We start from the raw sequence: 15,811 nt of genomic DNA, 5'->3' as shown, positions 1-15,811 counted from the left end.
ATCATGGGCGTGTTCAGAAGGTGTCGCTCGGCGGCGGGGCAGGCTGGTGGTGCTGCCCAGCTCGCCTGCTGGCGCGGCGGCATCGCAGGCGCCGGCGCCAGAAGACGACGCAGGCGATGGCCCGGGTCAGCCTGCTGCCCTGGTGATAGGCGGGCTGCGTGAGCCAGCAGCGGCAGCGGCGGCAGGCGAGCCCGCCGCCGCGCCACGTCCCCCACGCGGTGAGCTGCGGCAGCTTCCGCACCGGCAGGTGTCCCTCCCAGTCGCAGGCCCGCATGCGGGTGCAATCCGGGCAGCGCCACAGCTGCGCGGCCGCGGGCACCTCGTGCGCTTCGCCGAGGCCGCCTTCGGCGTCGTGGGCCCGGGTCCAGCCGTAGCCGGGCAGTTCCTCCACCGCCTCCTGCAGGCTGCGGAAGGTCGGCACGTTCGGCAGGCTGCCGGGCTTGACGAAGAACGAGGTGATCCAGCAGCCTTCGACGCATTCGACGCCGTATCCGGCGCGAACCGAGCCCGGCACCGTGCCCACGGAGTTGGTGGTGGCGGGCAGCTGCCGGTCGTCGATGCCGTGGCCGAGGTCGTCATCGTGGTTGAAGGCCTCGCTGGTGTCCTGCGCGAGCGCGGACGTGTCGAGCGGGATGTCGGGACTGGGCACGGTTTCCCCGTTCGTGTGGGTGATGGCGGGTACCGGGGCGGCCGACGGCGCGTCGCGCTCGGCGGCGGCCTGCGTTTCGCCGCGGACAATGACGCCCAGCAGCTCGTGCAGATGGGTGACGGTGGTGGTGTGGCCACCGGTGTCGGTGAGCGTGGCCTCCACGACGCGAAAGCCGTAGGGCCGCTCGGCGCCCCAGCCGGCGTCTCGGCTCGGGGCCGGGTCGTAGTGCAGGGTGATGCTGATCTCGAAGGTGTGACCGGGAACGTCGGTGCGTGCCGTGATGTGCAGGTACGGGCTGGTCAGCTCGCCCCACATGCGGTCGCCGACGGTGTCCATGCCCTTCCACCTGCACCCGAGGGCCACGACGTCGCCGGGCGCGTAGGAGGCGGTGCTGCCGTCGGTCAGCGGCCATTCGATGTCGTGAGGCCGGCGGGCGAGGCGTTCCTCGCCCAGCAGTCCGCGGTAGACCAGCTGGTGGTGAGCCCGGGGGAAGGGCAACAGCAGCAGCTGCTGCGGCTGGGCCTGCAGCACCTTACGGGCGCAGGGCCGGCACCAGTCCCAGCCGTCGTCCCCGCGCACCTGCGAGAAGTTCTCGCCGCAACCCACGCACAGGAAGCCGTGGATGTCGCGGTCCCAGCGCGGGATCGGCGCGCAGGGCAGGCTGAGCTCGTCCCAGCCGGTCAGCGGCGCCGTGGTGGCGAGCCTGTCGTCCTGGTAGCGGCGCAGCCACGCCTTGTACGCCGCGGCGACCTGGTCGCGGCCGTGCACGGCCTGCAGCATGGCGACCTGGTCGAGCTGCAGGTCCCAGGCGGCACGGTCGCCGACGTCGGCGACCAGGATCGTGTCGAGGTAGGCGTGGATCTGCCGGCGCAGGCTGGGACCGGCGGGTGCGGTAGCGGCGCGGGCGGCCGGGCTCTCAACGGTCATGATCGCCTCCGTCGCGGCTGCTCGCGGCGCGCTGGGGAGCCACGCGGATCCAGCGGCCCAGCGCCACGACGAACAGCACCGCCAGGACGATCACGACCGGTCCGGGAGCGCCGCTCAGGGCGGCGATCAGCAGCAGGATCACCGTGACCATGCACTCGGCGTAGCCCCGCATCGCGCGCCGCTGCAGCCGGTCCGCCGCGTCCCCGACCGGGTCATCGGTCGGGTCGCCGGCGGGCGCCAGGACGCGGGGCAGGTGGGCGTGGCGGTGGTCGATCACGACCTGGTGGCCGCGCTCGCGCAGCCGCTCGCCCAGCAGTTGGGTGAGGGCGCAGGCGCGGTGCTTGCCGCCAGCGCAGCCGATGGCGATGCTGCGCGGCCCGGCGGGCAGCTCGGCGTAGGCGGCCAGGTTGTCGAGCAGTTCGGCGGCGCCGGGCGTGGCCAGGACGATCTGCTGGACGCGCGGGTCCCGGCCGTCCAGGTCAAGGATGCCGCCCTCGCGGGCGGCCGCCGGGTCGCGCAGCCGCGTGCGCACGTCCTCGACCCGGTCGGCGGCCGGCGGCCTCTCGCCGGGCTGGTGCAGGTAGCCGAAGGAGACGAGCGTGATCGGCCTGCTCTTGTCGCCAGCACTGCGGAGGCCGGTGGGGGCGGTGTTCGTGAGCGTCATCGAGGTGTCCTTGTCAGGTCGCGGGTCGCGGGCGAAGAGAGTCATCAGGCGGGGGCGGCGACGGAGGAGCGCAGGCCCTCGAGCAGGTCGGGCAGCCCGTCGGGCTTGACCAGCACCTCGCGGGCCTTGGAGCCTTCGCTCGGGCCCACCACGTTGCGGCTTTCCAGCAGGTCCATCAGTCGGCCGGCCTTGGCGAAGCCGACGCGCAACTTGCGCTGCAGCATCGAGGTGGAGCCGAACTGGGTGGTGACGATCAGCTCGGCGGCCTGGATCAGCAGTTCCAGGTCGTCGCCGATGTCCTCGCCGTCGGCGGCCGCACCGGTGGTGGTGCCGGTTCCAGGGGTGTCGGCGAAGACGTCGCTCGGGCGGCTTCCGGCGCTCTGCTGCAGCCAGTAGCCGACCACGGCCGCGATCTCCTTCTCCGAGACGAAGGCGGCCTGCAGCCGCATCGGGGTGCTGGCGCCCATCGGGGAGAACAGCGCGTCGCCCTGGCCGATGAGCTTCTCGGCGCCGGGCGTGTCGAGGATGACGCGGGAGTCGGTGAGGCTGGAGACGGCGAAGGCGAGCCGGGAGGGCACGTTGGCCTTGATCAGGCCGGTGACCACGTCCACAGACGGCCGCTGGGTGGCGATGACCAGGTGAATGCCGGCGGCGCGGGCCAGCTGGGTGATGCGCACGATGGAGTCCTCCACATCGCGCGGGGCCACCATCATCAGGTCGGCCAACTCGTCCACGACGACCAGCAGGTACGGGTACGCCTCGACCGGGGTGCCGTCGTCCTTGGTCAGCCGGCCGGCGCGGGCGGCGGTGTTGAAGGCGTCGACGTGCTTGAAGCCGTGCCGCTCCAGCGCGTCGTAGCGCAGGTCCATCTCGCCGACGACCCAGCCGAGGGCTTCGGCGGCCTTCTTGGGGTTGGTGATAATCGGTGTGATCAGGTGCGGGATACCCTGGTAGGCGGCCAGCTCGACCCTCTTGGGGTCGATGAGGATCATCCGCACTTCGTCCGGGGTGGCCCGGACCAGCACCGAGGTGATCAGGTCGTTGACGCACACGCTCTTGCCGGCGCCGGTCGCGCCGGCGATCAGCAGGTGCGGCATCTTGGCCAGGTTGGCCACGATGGTGCGGCCCTCGACGTCCTTGCCCAGGCCGACGACGAGCGGGTGGCGGTCCTTCTGCGCGACCGTCGAGCGCAGCAGGTCGCCGAGCGCGACCAGGTCCTTGTCGGTGTTGGGGATCTCCACGCCGATCGCCGACTTGCCCGGCACCGGGGCCAGGATCCGCACGTCCGCCGAGCCGACGGCGTAGGTGATGTTCTTGGCCAGCGCGGTGACCTTCTCGACCTTGACGCCGGGCTCGATCCCGATCTCGTAGCGGGTGATGGTCGGGCCGCGGGTGTAGCGCTTGACTTCGGCGGCCACGCCGAACTCGGTGAGCACGCCGTTGATGGACGCCGCCACCCGGTGATTGGCTCTGGTGGCGGTGCGGGGCGGCGGCCCGGCGTGCAGCAGGGTCAGGCTGGGCACCGTCGCGGGCTGGGCGGCGGCCGGGGTGGCCGCTCGGACGCGCGGCCCAGCGGCAGGTGCCGTGGCGGATTCCGTGGCCGCGTGGGGTTTCGGCGCCCTGGCCGAAGACTGCTCATCCGCCTCAGGACTGTCGTCGGGAGCGATGTCGCCGGCCGGAGCGGGATCGGCCGACTGGGCGGTCACGGTGGCGGAGGGGGCTGGCTGGTCGTCGTCGTGGCGGATGACCTCAGGCACCGGATCGGCCGCCGACGCGGTGGCGACGACCTTGCGCTGTCTGCGCCACCGGTCCAGGCGGCGGCGGGCCAGCTGCAGCGGGGTGCGGACCGCAGCCAGCAGCACGCCGGCCAGCGCGATCAGCAGCACGATGAGAGGCCACCCGGACGGCAGCGTCCCGGCCGGCCCGCCGATCACGATGCCGAGCAGGCCGCCCGCGCCGGTGATGCCGTCCAGGCCGGGAGCGCCGGCGGCCAGGTGGGCCAGCGCGGCGCTGATGGCCATCACGCCGGCCCAGCCGACGCTCAGCCGCACCAGCTCGCCCTTGTCGGCCAGGCCGCGCAGCAGCTGCCAGGCCAGCACCGCGGCCATGACCGGCGCCACCATGAGCACGTTCCCGACCAGGGCGGTGACCAGAGCGCGGGTCAGGTCGATCAGGGGGTTGCTGAAGATGCTCCAGGCGGCGGCCGCCAGCAGCACCGCGCCGAGCGCCGCGGCCAGGCCGATGCCGTCACACCGGTAGGCGGGCGAGGTGGCGGTGCCCGTGCCGGCCGCCCGTACGGTACGGCCGAGACGTACTGCGGCGCCGCGCCAGCCGGTGGCCATCAGCACGGCGACCTTCCACGACTGTGATGGGCGGACAAGCTGCCGCATGCGGTTCGACGCCGGCGGGTGGGACGGGTGGGCGGTCATCGATGCTCCTTCAGATGATCGGGTCTGGTGTGGCGTGATGCGGAACTGTGAGCAGTGCGGAAGGCGGAACTAGGGCTGGCGAGAAAGCGGAACCAGGGCCGGAACCGAGGGCGGTCGACGGCGGAGCCGAGGTCCGCCGGATGGCGGAACTGACGGTCGCCGCAAGCGGATCTGAGGGCGGAGTTCGGGGCGGAACCGAGACGCGGAACCAGCCCGCGCGTCCCTACCAGGCGGGGTGTCAGGGGACCGCGTGCAAGCGGATGTCATGGGCGGCCGAGTGGGGTTCCTTCTCCTGGCCGCTGTTCTGCTCTTCCTCCAGCGTTTCGCGCAGCGTGCGGCCGTACCGCTCGGACACTTTCAGGGCGCGTCCGATCTCGGCGCCGGTGATGTCCGGCTTTTCAGCCATCAGAGCGCGTGCCTGCTGCAGCCGCAGAGCCCCTCTTTCTTCCCTGGTCAGACCATCCATGGCGGCGTCTTTGGCGGTGTCCTTTGCGGGCGGGGGAGCGGTTTTGGTCCGCTGCTTGGGCTTGCTGTCGCCGACCAATTCCAGTCGGACGCGGGCTTCGGCCGTCCTCTCGGCCTGCTGGATGCGGGCGTCGATGTCGGCCTCAGCGCGCTGACGGATCTCTTCCTCCGCCTGCTCCAGCCGGGTCGCGTAGTCGGCTTCCAGCCGGGCGTGGATGGCGGTGAACTCCGCCTCCGCCTCCGCCCGGCCCTGGCCGCGAGCGTCGGCCAGTTCCGCCTGCCGGGTCCGGTTGGCTTCCGCCACGAGTTCCGCCCGGGCGGCGGCCAGTTCCGCCTCCAGTTCCGCTCGGGCGTCGGCGCGTTCGGCTTCCAGTTCCGCTCTGACTTCCGCCTCGACGGCGGGCTTCAGTTCCGCGTGCAGGGCGGCCAGTTCCGCCTCCACATCCGCCTGCCGGGCGGCCTCACGGGCGGCGGCCGCGCGGGAGGTGATGAAGTACAGGGCGAGAATCGCCGCAGCATCGAGAACGATCGGGATGGACCACTCGGCGCCGTAGCCACCGCCGTACGGCTTCATCACCTCCGCCTGAGACGAAATCGACGTGATCATGCTGATGCCGAACAAGGTCAAGATCGCGGCCTTGAACCACCAGGCGGTGCCGGGGCTGACCAGTCCGTGCGACAGCAGCGCGGCGAACAGCACCGGCACCAGGGCGAAGATGATGCCCAAGACGGGGTGGCCCTTGTCGCTGGTGTTCAAGGTCACGGCGTGCCAGATGTTGAGCACGACCGAAATGCAGCAGCCGAGGATCAGGATCCACCACCACAGGCGCAACCCATGGCCGGCCTGCGTCTTCGCGTGCGAAACAGCCTTCGCTGAGCGAGGGAGAGCAGCGGTGGCGTTCATAAGCAAATCTCCTTAAACATGCGCAAAGTGGGGGGTTGAGCTGCGGTTATCCAGCCGTTCGACCAGTGATCCAGCGTCCGTTGAATGGCAACTGGCGGCCGGAACGGACGTGGGCGCAGGCGGCGGCGTAGGTCTCGCCGAGTTCTTCCGGTACGGCCATGACGCGGCCCAGGGCGTAGTTGAGGCGGGTCTGGGCGGGGATCAGTACGTCCAGGGCGGCCCGCAGGACCGCGCTGCGGCGCAGGTATATCTCCGTCTCCGGTGTCCCGGTGTACTGGCTCTCCAGCCACTCGATGTCCCCTACCAGCCGGTCGATCATGGCGTTGACCTGGGTCAACCTGCTGAACAGGTCGCATTCCAGGTCCACCAGGGCGGTGACGAAGGTGGTGTCGGTGGGCCAGGCGCGGCCGCGCAGGGCCGGTTGCATGCCCAGCGTGACGGCAGCCGCGATCAGGCCGCGGTAGCTGGCCACGACAATGCCGGTGGCCTGGCAGCGGCCGATCATGGCGGCGGCCGTGCCGGCGATCTCGCTGGTGTCGGCCAGGCTGACGGCGGTGCTCATGACGTCCATCGGACCCTCGATTCGATTACTGTCCGTAGAAGTTGGGCGTGGTGGCGAGGCTGGTCCGGGCCGATCGGCTCATCGGCCCATCGGCCCACAGCAGGGCCTCTATAGGGGGACTCTGGGAGCCGGTCGGTGAGCCGATGAGCCGATCCGAAACCCCTCCGAGAGTGGTTACGCAACGTGTTCATCACCGACCAGGTACCAGCGGGTGGCGGGGCCTCGGCCGTGGCAGTCGACGACCTTCTCCTGACGCAGCTGGGTCATGAAGCGCTTGATCGCGGCCGGGCTGTAGCCGGCCGCCGTGGCGAGCTCCTGGCGGGCCGCCTCGCCGTCGGCAAGGCGGCCCAGGATGGCCTCGCGCGCGTCGGCGGGCACCGTCGAGGACAGCGACGCTTCGGCTTCGGCCTCGACGCGGTGGAACAGCTCCCAGCGGGCGGCGCTGTGCTCGCGCACCCGGGCGGCGTCGTCGGCCGTCAGCGGCGGCAGCAGCATCAAATGCCCGCGCAGCTGCGCCAGTTCGGCGGCGCGTTCCTCGGGGCTGCGCACCACGTCCTGCTCCGGCTCCTCGGCCGCGGCCTGCCCGGCGACGGGGGCGGCGGCCTGGTCGTCGATGCTGGCCAGCTGGGTGTAGCCGGTGCCCAGGTGGGCCAGCAGGTCGGGCTCGATCTCGGAGGGGGCGCGGCCCGCGGCCAGCGCCTCGATGTCTTCCAGGTCCTTGAGTTTGAAGGTGCGGCCCACCTCGTAGGCGCCGGCAATGTCGGTGAACAGCACGACGCCGGGCTTGCCCTCGCCGTAGGAGGCGATGTCGGGCAGGGCGATGCCCATCTCGCCGACCGCGTTGCGGACCTCGTTGCCGCGGCCGACCTTGAGCAGGGCGAAGCGGTCGATGTTGGCGCGGATGTTGGCCCCGCCCATCCAGGCGGCGGTGCCGCGCTGGCCGACCAGGATGCAGCCGACCGACGCCGAGCGGCCCTTGCTGGTGATATAGGTCAGCGCGGCAGAGGCGCGCTGCCCGAGCTGGTCGCCGCCGGCCACCAGGGCGTCGACCTCATCGATGACGACCTCGATCAACGGGTGGCCGGGGCGGGGCTGGAAGACGGCCTCGTTGCTGTGGGCCTCGCGCCACTTGATGGTCTTGACGGCCAGCTCGAGGATGCGCACCGCCTTGGCCCGCTCGCTCGCCCCGCAGGCGGTCGGTCCGAGCGCGCCAGCGTCGCGCCAGCGGCGCAGGTCCTTGCCCTTGGAGACGTCGATGCCCCACACGGCGACGTTGTCGGCGGCGGTCAGCCGCTCCAGCACGTTGTTGAGCAGGACGGTCTTGCCGCCGCCCTTGATGGCTACGACCATCCAGTGCGCGGCGCCGTCCTCATCCCAGACAGTGAAGCCCAGCGGGCGGCCGGTCTCCGGGTCCTGGCCGACGATCAGCGGCTTGCGGGCGTCCTCCACCTCCACCAGCCGGACCTCGGAGGTCATGTCCAGCATCGGGTGCGCGATCGGCTGTGCCCACGGGTCCTTCAACCGGACCGAGATGCGCATCTGGCCGGCGATGCCGCCGCGGCGCACCTCGACGCGGCCAACGGCCAGGCCGAAGTCCTGGGCGATCTGTTCTTCCAGGGCACGGGCGTTGAAGGCGGAGGCGAGCTTGCCGGTGCCGCGGGTGTCCAGCAGGACGCGCTCGCCCAGCCGGGTCGGCTCTGCCTTGACCACGCTCGCGCCGTCCAGCCCCCACCCGGCCAGGTAGCTCTCCCAGCTGATCCGCGGCACCTCCGGCGCCACGACCTCGATCTGCGGCTCGTCGGCCTCCTGCGGGCGGCGGCGCAATCCAAGCCGGTGCAGGCCGTAGCCGACGCCGAAGGTGCCCACGAACAGCCAGGTGGCCAGGGCGGACGGGCCGGCGGTCACACCGAGCTCGGCGCCGCTGGCCAGCCACACGCCTGAGGCGGCGGTGGCGGTGGTCGCGCCGCCGACGCGCCAGCCGGTCAGCCGGTTGGTCGCGCTGGCATACGTCGCGATCGAACCCGCCACCGTCGCCAGGCCGATGCCCCACCACGGCAGGTGGTAGGCGTGCACCAGCGCGCCGGCGCCATACAGCGCGGCGCCGCCCAGCAGCGGGGTGCGCTCGGCGGGGGCCGCGCGGAACCAGCGCCAGGTGGCCTTGGTGGCCACCCACAGGGCACTCGGCTCGACATGACCCTCGGCCGGACCGGCCTCGGGGGCCTGCTGCCCGGCCGGGTCAGCAGGGTCGGCCGGGGTGGCGTGGTCGCGGTGCGGCGGGATCGGGCACTGATCGGCAACAGACACGGCGCGTCTCTTTCTCGTTTCGACTTCCGATGCGCCCTGCGGGGCGAGGAGCGAGGGTTGGCCCAGCAGGGCGCGGCGAGAGGAGGGGACGGTCAGACGGCCTCGCCGGTGATCCAGCGGCCGTTGTAGGGCAGGACCACGCCGTTGGCCACGGCGTTGAGGACCTCCTGGTAGGTGGTCACGAACTGCCGGTGCGCGGCGGTCATCGCCCGGGTCAGCTCCATGACGTGCTCGGCGAACTCGCCCAGCCCCTGCACCGCGGCCGGGTCCAGGCCGATGCTGTCCACGCATCCGCCGTGCAGCGCCTCGTACGCCTCGGCGTAGCCGCAGATGCCGGCCACCTCGCCGGTCATGAAGTTGATCAGGTCGGCGTCCGATTCGGGGTCGAAGTTCTGAATCCGGGCCGCCAGTCCGGCCCAGTCGGCCGGGGCCATCGTGCGCAGCGCCTGGGCGTGCGCCTCTTCCACGCCCGGGGCGGGCTGGGCGGTCTGCTCGGTGGTGGGTGCGGTCATGTCGGTGTCCTCCTTGGGCACGACGCGAAGGGTGGGTGTGCCGGCGCCAGTGGTGGCGCCATTGGTGGTGCAGGTGGGACAGGGCGTCCGGCGGACGCCCCCGGGACCGGCCTCGACGTAGGTGCCGTTGCCGGTGCACTTGATCGACGTGCAGTAGCCGTCTTCGGCGGCGACCAGCGTCTGCCACGCGATCCAGGCGTCCGGGTCGGTGGTCGGCGGGGCTTGGCCTTTGAGGTCGCGAAAGATGATGAGCCGGGTCCTGCAGCCGCACAGGACCTCACCGGCGTTCTCACCCGCCGCGAGGGTCACGCTGTGGGTGGTGCCGCAGGTCCGGCACGTCGTGTCGTGGGCCAATCGGGGCAAGGTGCCCCCGCCCGGGACGCCGTTGGGGGCGCCGGCCGGGGCGGTGCCGCTGCTGTCTCGGTCGCGCCACCACACGAACCGGCGCAGCCGCCGCCACCGGGGCTGGGACGCAGGAACCGCTGAAGCGGGCTCGCCGTCACCCGTTGGCGCCGCCCCGGCCTGGACACTCCCTTGCGAGGCGGCCGGACCGGTCCCGCCCGGAGCTCGCGCGGCACCCGCAGCGTCATCGGCACCGGCGCCGGCACTGGCCCTGTCGCGCTGGTTGCTCTGATCGCCGCCGGGGCGATCCCGGCGGGCGAACAGGGGACGACCATCGGCAGGACGTGCGCCCCAGCGGCGTTCGGCGGCCTCGACGACGGCCTGGCCTCGCTGAGCGGCCGCCCCGCGCGCCTTGTCAGCGAGTTCGGCGGCTCGCTCACGCCGCGCCTGGCTGGTCTCGGCCCGTTCGGCGCTGCCGCCAGTGACGAGATCGCGTACCTTGCGCACCCCGGCCCCGGCGCCGCGGCCCACCAGCTCGGCGGTCGCGGGCAGCAGCCGGTTGGCCTCCACCTGCGGGCCGCCCGCCGCGTTCCACGCGCGCACCGCCCACGACGGGCGCTCCCGATCCTGCTGGTTACGGTTGGCCGCCCGGGCGATCGCGACGATCGCCCAGATGGCGATGAAGGCGACGATGAAGTGCTCAATCCGCATCCCGGCCGCCCCCTTCCGCTGCCTCGCCGCCGGACTCGGCGGGCGGGTGCCGGCGCAGGCTGACCAGAGCGATGCGCAGCGTGCCGCCCGTGATCAGGGCGCCGACCGCCACGGCGAGCAGGATCAGCGGCAGGCCGGTGAGCCACTGCGTGACCATGACCAAGATCGCCAGGAACAGCAGCTCCAGCAGGTTCGGCCGGTTCGCCCACATGGCGTGGGCCAGCTCGTGCGCGCTCGGGCGCGGCATCAGACCGCTCCCGTCATCCACAGCCAGGCCTGGGCCGACAGGGCCCGGGGCCAGGCCAGGCTGCCGCCCGCTGTGGCCCACAGCAGCGGGAAGGAGACGATCATCGCGTAGGTGAGCGGCTTGAGGCCGTTGCCGTCGAACACGTCGATCAGCACCGCGACGCCCAGCAGCAGCGCCAGAATGGTGGCGCACGCCGTCGAGCCCAGCGGGCCGATGCTGAAGTCCCAGCTGCGCAGCCAGTCGCCGATGAACGTCGAGGCCAGCCCGACGCCACCGAGGAACATCAGGCCGCTGATGATCCGGTACAGCACGGCGGCGGGAATCTTGTACCAGCGGTCCTTGCTGCCGCTCCCTCCGCCGAGCTTCCCGCCGGTGGGCTTGGCGCCGGCCACGGCCAGCGCCGCGCCGGAACCGGATCTGATCAGCTTCATGCGCTTGCGGTAGAGCAGGATGCCCAGCGCCAGGCTGAACAGCCCGAACGCGATCGCGGGTGTGTCACCCATCAGGTTCACGCGGAGAGGACCGCCTGCTTCAGCTGGCGGGGAACTCCGCGCTCCCTCCCTTCGAGTTTTGTCGGAGCCAGTCGGTAGCGTGGTTGTCTCGTTTCCGAACGTGGGAGGTGGGTGTGCGCAGGTCGTTCAAGTTCCTGCTGCGTCCCACCAGCAAGCAGGCCGCTGCGCTCGCGCAGTGCTTGAAGGATCACCGGCAGCTGTACAACGCGGCGCTGGAGCACCGCCGCACCGCCTACCGCATGGCGGGCGTAACGGTGCGCTACGGCGACCAGTCGGCGGAGTTGAAGCACATCCGCGGCGGCGACCCTGACGGGCAGGCCCGGTGGTCGTTCTCCTCCCAGCAGGCCACCCGGCGGTTGGAGAAGGCGTTCCGCGCGTTCTTCAACCGCGTCAAAGCAGGCCGCACGCCCGGCTTCCCGCGCTTCAAGGGCCGGGGCTGGTTCAACACCGTGGAGTGGCCCAAGGACGGCGATGGCTGCCGGTGGGACTCCCAGCCCCACCACCCTTCGGCGACGTTCGTGCGCTTGCAGGGCATCGGGCATGTCCGCGTGCACCAACATCGGCGTGTGCTCGGCACCGTGAAGACGATCAGCGCCAAGCGGGAAGGCCGCCGTTGGTTCGTTGTCCTGTCGTGCGACGACGTACCCGCCAAAACGCTGCCCGCCACCGGCTCGGTCGCCGGTATCGACATGGGTGTGGCGTCGTTGGTCACCACCAGCGACGGCGAGCACATCGCTAACCCGCGCCACCTCGCCGCGACCGCTGATCGGCTCGCAGCGGCCCAGCAGTCCCTCGCCTGCAAGAAGCGGGGGAGCAAACGCCGCCGCAAGGCTGTGGCGCGGGTCGCGGCACTGCACGCCCAGGTGCGGCATCAGCGGCTCGACCACGCACACAAGGCCGCGCTCGCGCTGGTCCGGGACTACGACGTGATCATGCACGAGGACCTGCGGATCGCCAGTATGACCCGGCGTGCCGCGCCCAAACCGGACAGCGAGGGCGGATGGCTGCCGAACGGGGCCGCGGCAAAATCGGGTGTGAACCGATCGATACTGGACGCGGGTTGGGGGGTGTTCCTGACGATCCTGTCGGACAAGGCTGAAAGCGCTGGTCGAGAGCTGATCGCAGTCGAGCCCCGCAACACCTCCCGCACCTGCTCGCGATGCGGGCACTGCGCAAAGGAGAACCGCATCACTCAAGCCGAGTTCGCGTGTATGGCGTGCGGGCACACCGCGCACGCCGACGTGAACGCGGCGATCAACATCTTGAGGGCAGGGCTTGTCCTTCGTGAAGCTGCGAAAGCGGCTTAGCGAGAAGCCGCTCCCGTCAGGGAGCGGAGGAGTCACGGTCGGAAACCTCCGTGGTCGTGGTGATGGTCATCGCCTGGGTCAGGGCCAGCTGCCAGCGGTTGAGGCCGGCCACGTCCTGGGTCAGGCTGACCTGGTCGGGAACGTGGCCGAGCCCGGGTACCTCGCTCATGCCGCACCTGCGGGCCAGGTCAGGCGGCACCGCACTTCGCGGCTGGTGGCAGTCGGGGTCACCCGGTAGTCGTCGACCAGGGCGCGGACCATGACCAGACCGCGGCCGCTCTCGCCCGCCGCCCGCTCCTCCGCGAGCCCATCGCCGGGCCCCAGGTCGATGCAGGTCAGATCGACCGCGCCGCGCCCGGCGCAGGAGTCCGGGTCGAGCTCGATCTGCAGGCAGTACCGGCCGCCGGGCGCGCCGGACATCGAGTGCCGGATGGCGTTGGTGGCCAGCTCGGCCACCACCACCGCCAGGTCGGCCGCGCGCGGGTGATAGGGCGGCAGCGGCACCGCCGCCAGCGCCCACGCGCGGGCCGCGGCGACCTGCCCCGGCGTGCCGGGGAAGGCCTGCCAGGCGGCGACGGGCACGGGCAACGTGATCGACATTCAGACCACCCCCGCCCGGTGCTCGCAGGCCGGGACGGCCTGTGCCAGCAGCTGCGCGGGCCGCGCGCCGGCGGGCGGCAGTTGCCCGTGCTCTGCCAGGTAGCCGGCCAGGATGGCCAGCGGCTCCGGCTGGCCCAGCGCGGCCGCCGCGACCGTCGCCCGCGCGGCGGCCAGCAGCTCGTCGTAGGCGGCGGTCATCGCCGGCGCGTCGTCGCGCGTCATGCCCCCACCCCCAGCCCGGCCAGGGCGCCCAGGGCCGCGATCTGCTCGGCGATCGCCTGCAGCCGCGCCCGCTCGACCAGCAGCTCGAACCGGCCGCCGGACTCGCGCAGCAGGTCCGGGGCGGCCAGCGACAGCAGCAGCCGGCCGGGCACCTCCGTGGGGCCGATGTGCACCTCACCGTGGCCGGCGGGCTCGGCGAGGTCCTCCAGCGCCTCGGTCAGCAGCTCCGGAAGGAAGGTGTAGATGCACGGCGTCTCGTGCTCGTTCGCGTCCACGAACGCCATGCGGATCACGTGAAGGTCGCCGGCCTGGTAGGACAGCACTGCCACCAGCGGCCTGTCCAACTCGGTGATGGGCCACAACGTCAGGCCCTCCACCACGGCGGGGACGGTGCTCATACGGCACCTCCCGCTTCCAGCACGCAGCGGCGCAGCCACGACCAGGCGCCCGCCCAGTCGATCCAGTGGTCTTCCTGCTCGTCGGGGACCTTCATGTAGGTGTTGGCCAGGAACGAGCTCAGCTCATCCCGGCGAGCGAACAGCCGCGTCCGCTCCGGTGCGTGCGGGTGCAGCACGATCTCGACGTAGTCGTCGGCCTCGGCCGGGCCGACCGTGATGTCCCCGTCACCCGCGGGCGTCAGCGCCAGCGGGTCCATGCCCTGCGCCAGCAGCGAGCGGGCGAAGACCCACTCGGTGGTGTCGGCGCGACCGGCGGAGGAGGGGAAGCGCAGCTGAACCGCGTACGGGTCAGCCGGTACGTAGACGGCCTGCACCCGCACGGACACGTTCGGCAGGTGCGCGAAGGCGACCGTCAGCGGGACCCTGATCTTCGAGATGGTCATTCAGGCCGCCCCCTCGGCGGCCTGGTCGGCCCGGGAGCGACGCTTGCTCGAGCGCAGCATCGCCAGACGCTGCCAGGGAGCCCTCGCGCCGCGAATGCCGTGCACCCAGGTGCGGGGGAGCTTGGCCTCCTCCTGGAGCGCGAGCAACAGGCACGCCGCCCGCGCGGGGCAGTCACTGCACAGGCGCTGCGCGGTCTGCTCGTAGGCGGCGCGCCGAGCCTGCCACACCTCCTTCGACTCCCCACCCGACCGGTTCGGCTCGGGCGGGAACCACGCGTCAGGGTCGCCGGCACCGCGGCAGACGCCCTGCTGTTGTACCTGCCGAGACAACTCGGCAGCGGCCAAGGTGTTCAGGCCCTGGCGCGCCAATGAGAGCATGGTGCTCATCCGGGGTTCTTCCCTTCGTAGAGGTGGTCCCGGTGTTTAGGGGTCTCGTCCGGGCGCAATCCGGGCGAGGCCCCATTGATGTTGTGCAGGGTTCCGATGCTTCTGACTTGCGATCAGGGCTAGTTGCTGCCACCTCCAACACGTGTGTGCAGTTCGTCGTGCCAGGCTGAGACGCTCAAAGATCCAGCCAGCCGGCGTTTGGGCTGGAATGTTGGCTCTTCGGCCTCCTGCGCGCCTCCCTGTTGGGTCGTCACGAGATCAGGGTCTGACCGCTGCGCGCAAGAGTCAAGCATTGCTCGATAATTGTGGCTCGGCGGCTACGATTGAGGAGCCAGGTTCCGACCACACCATGCAGATCCCCGCCTCTTGCACCTTTGAGCGGGGATCATTGCCTTTGCGGCTGCAACTTGCGAGCATGGAAGCGTGGTGACGGAACCAGAAAGGCGAACCCACATGGAGATCACGTTCAAGTGGAAGACCTCCGACTCCGGCGGCGGCCAGTGTCCGGCCATCTACGACGCGCCGAGCGGCTACGTCGTTCAAGGCAAGAGGATCGACGAGGCCACGCGTGCACAACTACAAGACCTCGCCATGGATGAAGACGCCGTCTATGTCCCTGCCGACGTCATCGATCGCCTCGTTGAGGAGCGCCTCGCTCAGCGAGCCACGGTGCCGGCGTGATCCAAGGCCGACCCATCGCGCCGGAGCGGTTCGGCGACACCCTCCAGCAGTTCAAGCACACGGCGTTTCGCCTCGAACTGCAGCCGAGTTATCTGGTGCCCGAGGAGACTAAAATCCTTGCCGCGTTCCTCAAGGGCGAGCCTCGGTCTCCTGTACCGGTCTACCAAGATTGGTACAACCAGGTTGCTGAAGGCGTCCGGCAAGGCAAGCGCATCGAGCGGGTGCGTGTCCAGGATGATCCACCAACGCCGTACCAGAGATTCGAACGGTGGCTCGACGCCTGGAATGTCGCGTCAGGCGAGATCATGCGATACCTCACCCGGCAGCAGGCTTTCGACATCGGCTTGCTGCCGGACGCGGGCAGCACTGACTGGTGGCTGCTTGATTCATCACAGCTGATCATCATGCGGTTCGATGAAGCGGGACGGCCTGGCACGCACGAGCTCGTTGATGATCCAGCAGTTGTGGTGCAGGCGTGCGCGTGGCGGGACCTGGCAGTCCACCACAGCGTCCTAAGTACTCCGGACGCGCCCGCCGACTAAAGG

General features: G+C 71.1%; 18 protein-coding genes. 3 read left to right on the top strand and 15 right to left on the bottom strand.

The genetic code is table 11. The features are described 5' to 3' along the window. Positions 1-13: 13 nt before the first annotated feature. From AB0C27_RS53815 to AB0C27_RS53775, 9 genes are all read right to left on the bottom strand, one after another. On the bottom strand, positions 14-1,576 hold the full coding sequence (locus tag AB0C27_RS53815) for a hypothetical protein (protein ID WP_357862640.1): 1,563 nt from the start codon (positions 1,574-1,576) through the stop codon (positions 14-16). Next, on the bottom strand, positions 1,566-2,240 hold the full coding sequence (locus tag AB0C27_RS53810) for an RNase adapter RapZ (RefSeq protein WP_357862638.1): 675 nt from the start codon (positions 2,238-2,240) through the stop codon (positions 1,566-1,568). Before AB0C27_RS53810 ends, AB0C27_RS53815 begins: the two co-directional genes overlap by 11 nt. Before the next feature lie 44 nt (positions 2,241-2,284). Next, the gene (locus AB0C27_RS53805) at positions 2,285-4,669 is read right to left on the bottom strand and encodes a DNA translocase FtsK (RefSeq protein ID WP_357862636.1); all 2,385 of its coding nucleotides are present in this window, start codon (positions 4,667-4,669) and stop codon (positions 2,285-2,287) included. Positions 4,670-4,907: 238 nt separating this feature from the next. After that, positions 4,908-6,038 (bottom strand): hypothetical protein, encoded by a 1,131-nt coding sequence (locus AB0C27_RS53800; RefSeq protein ID WP_357862634.1) that lies wholly within the window; start codon positions 6,036-6,038, stop codon positions 4,908-4,910. 46 nt (positions 6,039-6,084) lie between these two features. Then, the gene (locus AB0C27_RS53795) at positions 6,085-6,600 is read right to left on the bottom strand and encodes a hypothetical protein (RefSeq protein ID WP_357862633.1); all 516 of its coding nucleotides are present in this window, start codon (positions 6,598-6,600) and stop codon (positions 6,085-6,087) included. Between the two features lie 174 nt (positions 6,601-6,774). Further along, positions 6,775-8,904: a hypothetical protein gene (locus AB0C27_RS53790; RefSeq protein WP_357862631.1), complete on the bottom strand. Its 2,130-nt coding sequence runs from the start codon at positions 8,902-8,904 to the stop codon at positions 6,775-6,777. A gap of 92 nt (positions 8,905-8,996) precedes the next feature. Next, the gene (locus AB0C27_RS53785) at positions 8,997-10,469 is read right to left on the bottom strand and encodes a hypothetical protein (protein ID WP_357862629.1); all 1,473 of its coding nucleotides are present in this window, start codon (positions 10,467-10,469) and stop codon (positions 8,997-8,999) included. Continuing rightward, on the bottom strand, positions 10,459-10,716 hold the full coding sequence (locus AB0C27_RS53780) for a hypothetical protein (RefSeq protein ID WP_357862627.1): 258 nt from the start codon (positions 10,714-10,716) through the stop codon (positions 10,459-10,461). The genes AB0C27_RS53785 and AB0C27_RS53780 overlap by 11 nt, the downstream gene beginning before the upstream one ends. Then, a complete protein-coding gene (locus tag AB0C27_RS53775; protein ID WP_357862625.1) occupies positions 10,716-11,219 on the bottom strand; it encodes a hypothetical protein in 504 nt (167 codons plus the stop codon). Before AB0C27_RS53775 ends, AB0C27_RS53780 begins: the two co-directional genes overlap by 1 nt. A 122-nt stretch (positions 11,220-11,341) precedes the next feature. Between AB0C27_RS53775 and AB0C27_RS53770 the strand changes: the two genes are divergently transcribed. Further along, positions 11,342-12,535 (top strand): transposase, encoded by a 1,194-nt coding sequence (locus tag AB0C27_RS53770; protein ID WP_357862624.1) that lies wholly within the window; start codon positions 11,342-11,344, stop codon positions 12,533-12,535. Between the two features lie 16 nt (positions 12,536-12,551). Here the strand turns inward: AB0C27_RS53770 and AB0C27_RS53765 are convergent, their stop codons facing one another. From AB0C27_RS53765 to AB0C27_RS53740, 6 genes are read right to left on the bottom strand one after another with little or no spacing between them, the layout of a single operon-like run. Continuing rightward, positions 12,552-12,704 (bottom strand): hypothetical protein, encoded by a 153-nt coding sequence (locus AB0C27_RS53765; RefSeq protein WP_357862622.1) that lies wholly within the window; start codon positions 12,702-12,704, stop codon positions 12,552-12,554. Next, positions 12,701-13,135 (bottom strand): ATP-binding protein, encoded by a 435-nt coding sequence (locus AB0C27_RS53760; protein WP_357862620.1) that lies wholly within the window; start codon positions 13,133-13,135, stop codon positions 12,701-12,703. The genes AB0C27_RS53765 and AB0C27_RS53760 overlap by 4 nt, the downstream gene beginning before the upstream one ends. Continuing rightward, complete coding sequence (locus AB0C27_RS53755) at positions 13,136-13,357, bottom strand: hypothetical protein (RefSeq protein WP_357862618.1); 222 nt, start codon at positions 13,355-13,357, stop codon at positions 13,136-13,138. After that, the gene (locus tag AB0C27_RS53750) at positions 13,354-13,755 is read right to left on the bottom strand and encodes an SsgA family sporulation/cell division regulator (protein WP_357862616.1); all 402 of its coding nucleotides are present in this window, start codon (positions 13,753-13,755) and stop codon (positions 13,354-13,356) included. The genes AB0C27_RS53755 and AB0C27_RS53750 overlap by 4 nt, the downstream gene beginning before the upstream one ends. Beyond that, complete coding sequence (locus tag AB0C27_RS53745; RefSeq protein ID WP_357862614.1) at positions 13,752-14,198, bottom strand: SsgA family sporulation/cell division regulator; 447 nt, start codon at positions 14,196-14,198, stop codon at positions 13,752-13,754. Before AB0C27_RS53745 ends, AB0C27_RS53750 begins: the two co-directional genes overlap by 4 nt. Further along, positions 14,199-14,585: a WhiB family transcriptional regulator gene (locus AB0C27_RS53740; RefSeq protein WP_357862612.1), complete on the bottom strand. Its 387-nt coding sequence runs from the start codon at positions 14,583-14,585 to the stop codon at positions 14,199-14,201. It lies immediately after the preceding gene. Positions 14,586-15,038: 453 nt separating this feature from the next. Between AB0C27_RS53740 and AB0C27_RS53735 the strand changes: the two genes are divergently transcribed. Next, positions 15,039-15,266, top strand: a complete 228-nt coding sequence (locus AB0C27_RS53735; RefSeq protein ID WP_357862610.1) for a hypothetical protein — start codon at positions 15,039-15,041, stop codon at positions 15,264-15,266. After that, positions 15,263-15,808 carry a DUF6879 family protein gene (locus AB0C27_RS53730; RefSeq protein WP_357862608.1) on the top strand — a complete coding sequence of 182 codons (546 nt, stop codon included), beginning with the start codon at positions 15,263-15,265 and terminating at the stop codon, positions 15,806-15,808. The genes AB0C27_RS53735 and AB0C27_RS53730 overlap by 4 nt, the downstream gene beginning before the upstream one ends. The last annotated feature ends 3 nt before the right edge of the window (positions 15,809-15,811 follow it).

The organism is Nonomuraea sp. NPDC048882 (assembly GCF_040649755.1).
GTDB lineage: Bacteria > Actinomycetota > Actinomycetes > Streptosporangiales > Streptosporangiaceae > Nonomuraea > Nonomuraea maheshkhaliensis.
Note: the sequence above shows the minus strand (reverse complement) of the source record. Positions and strands in the feature narration are given on the sequence as shown.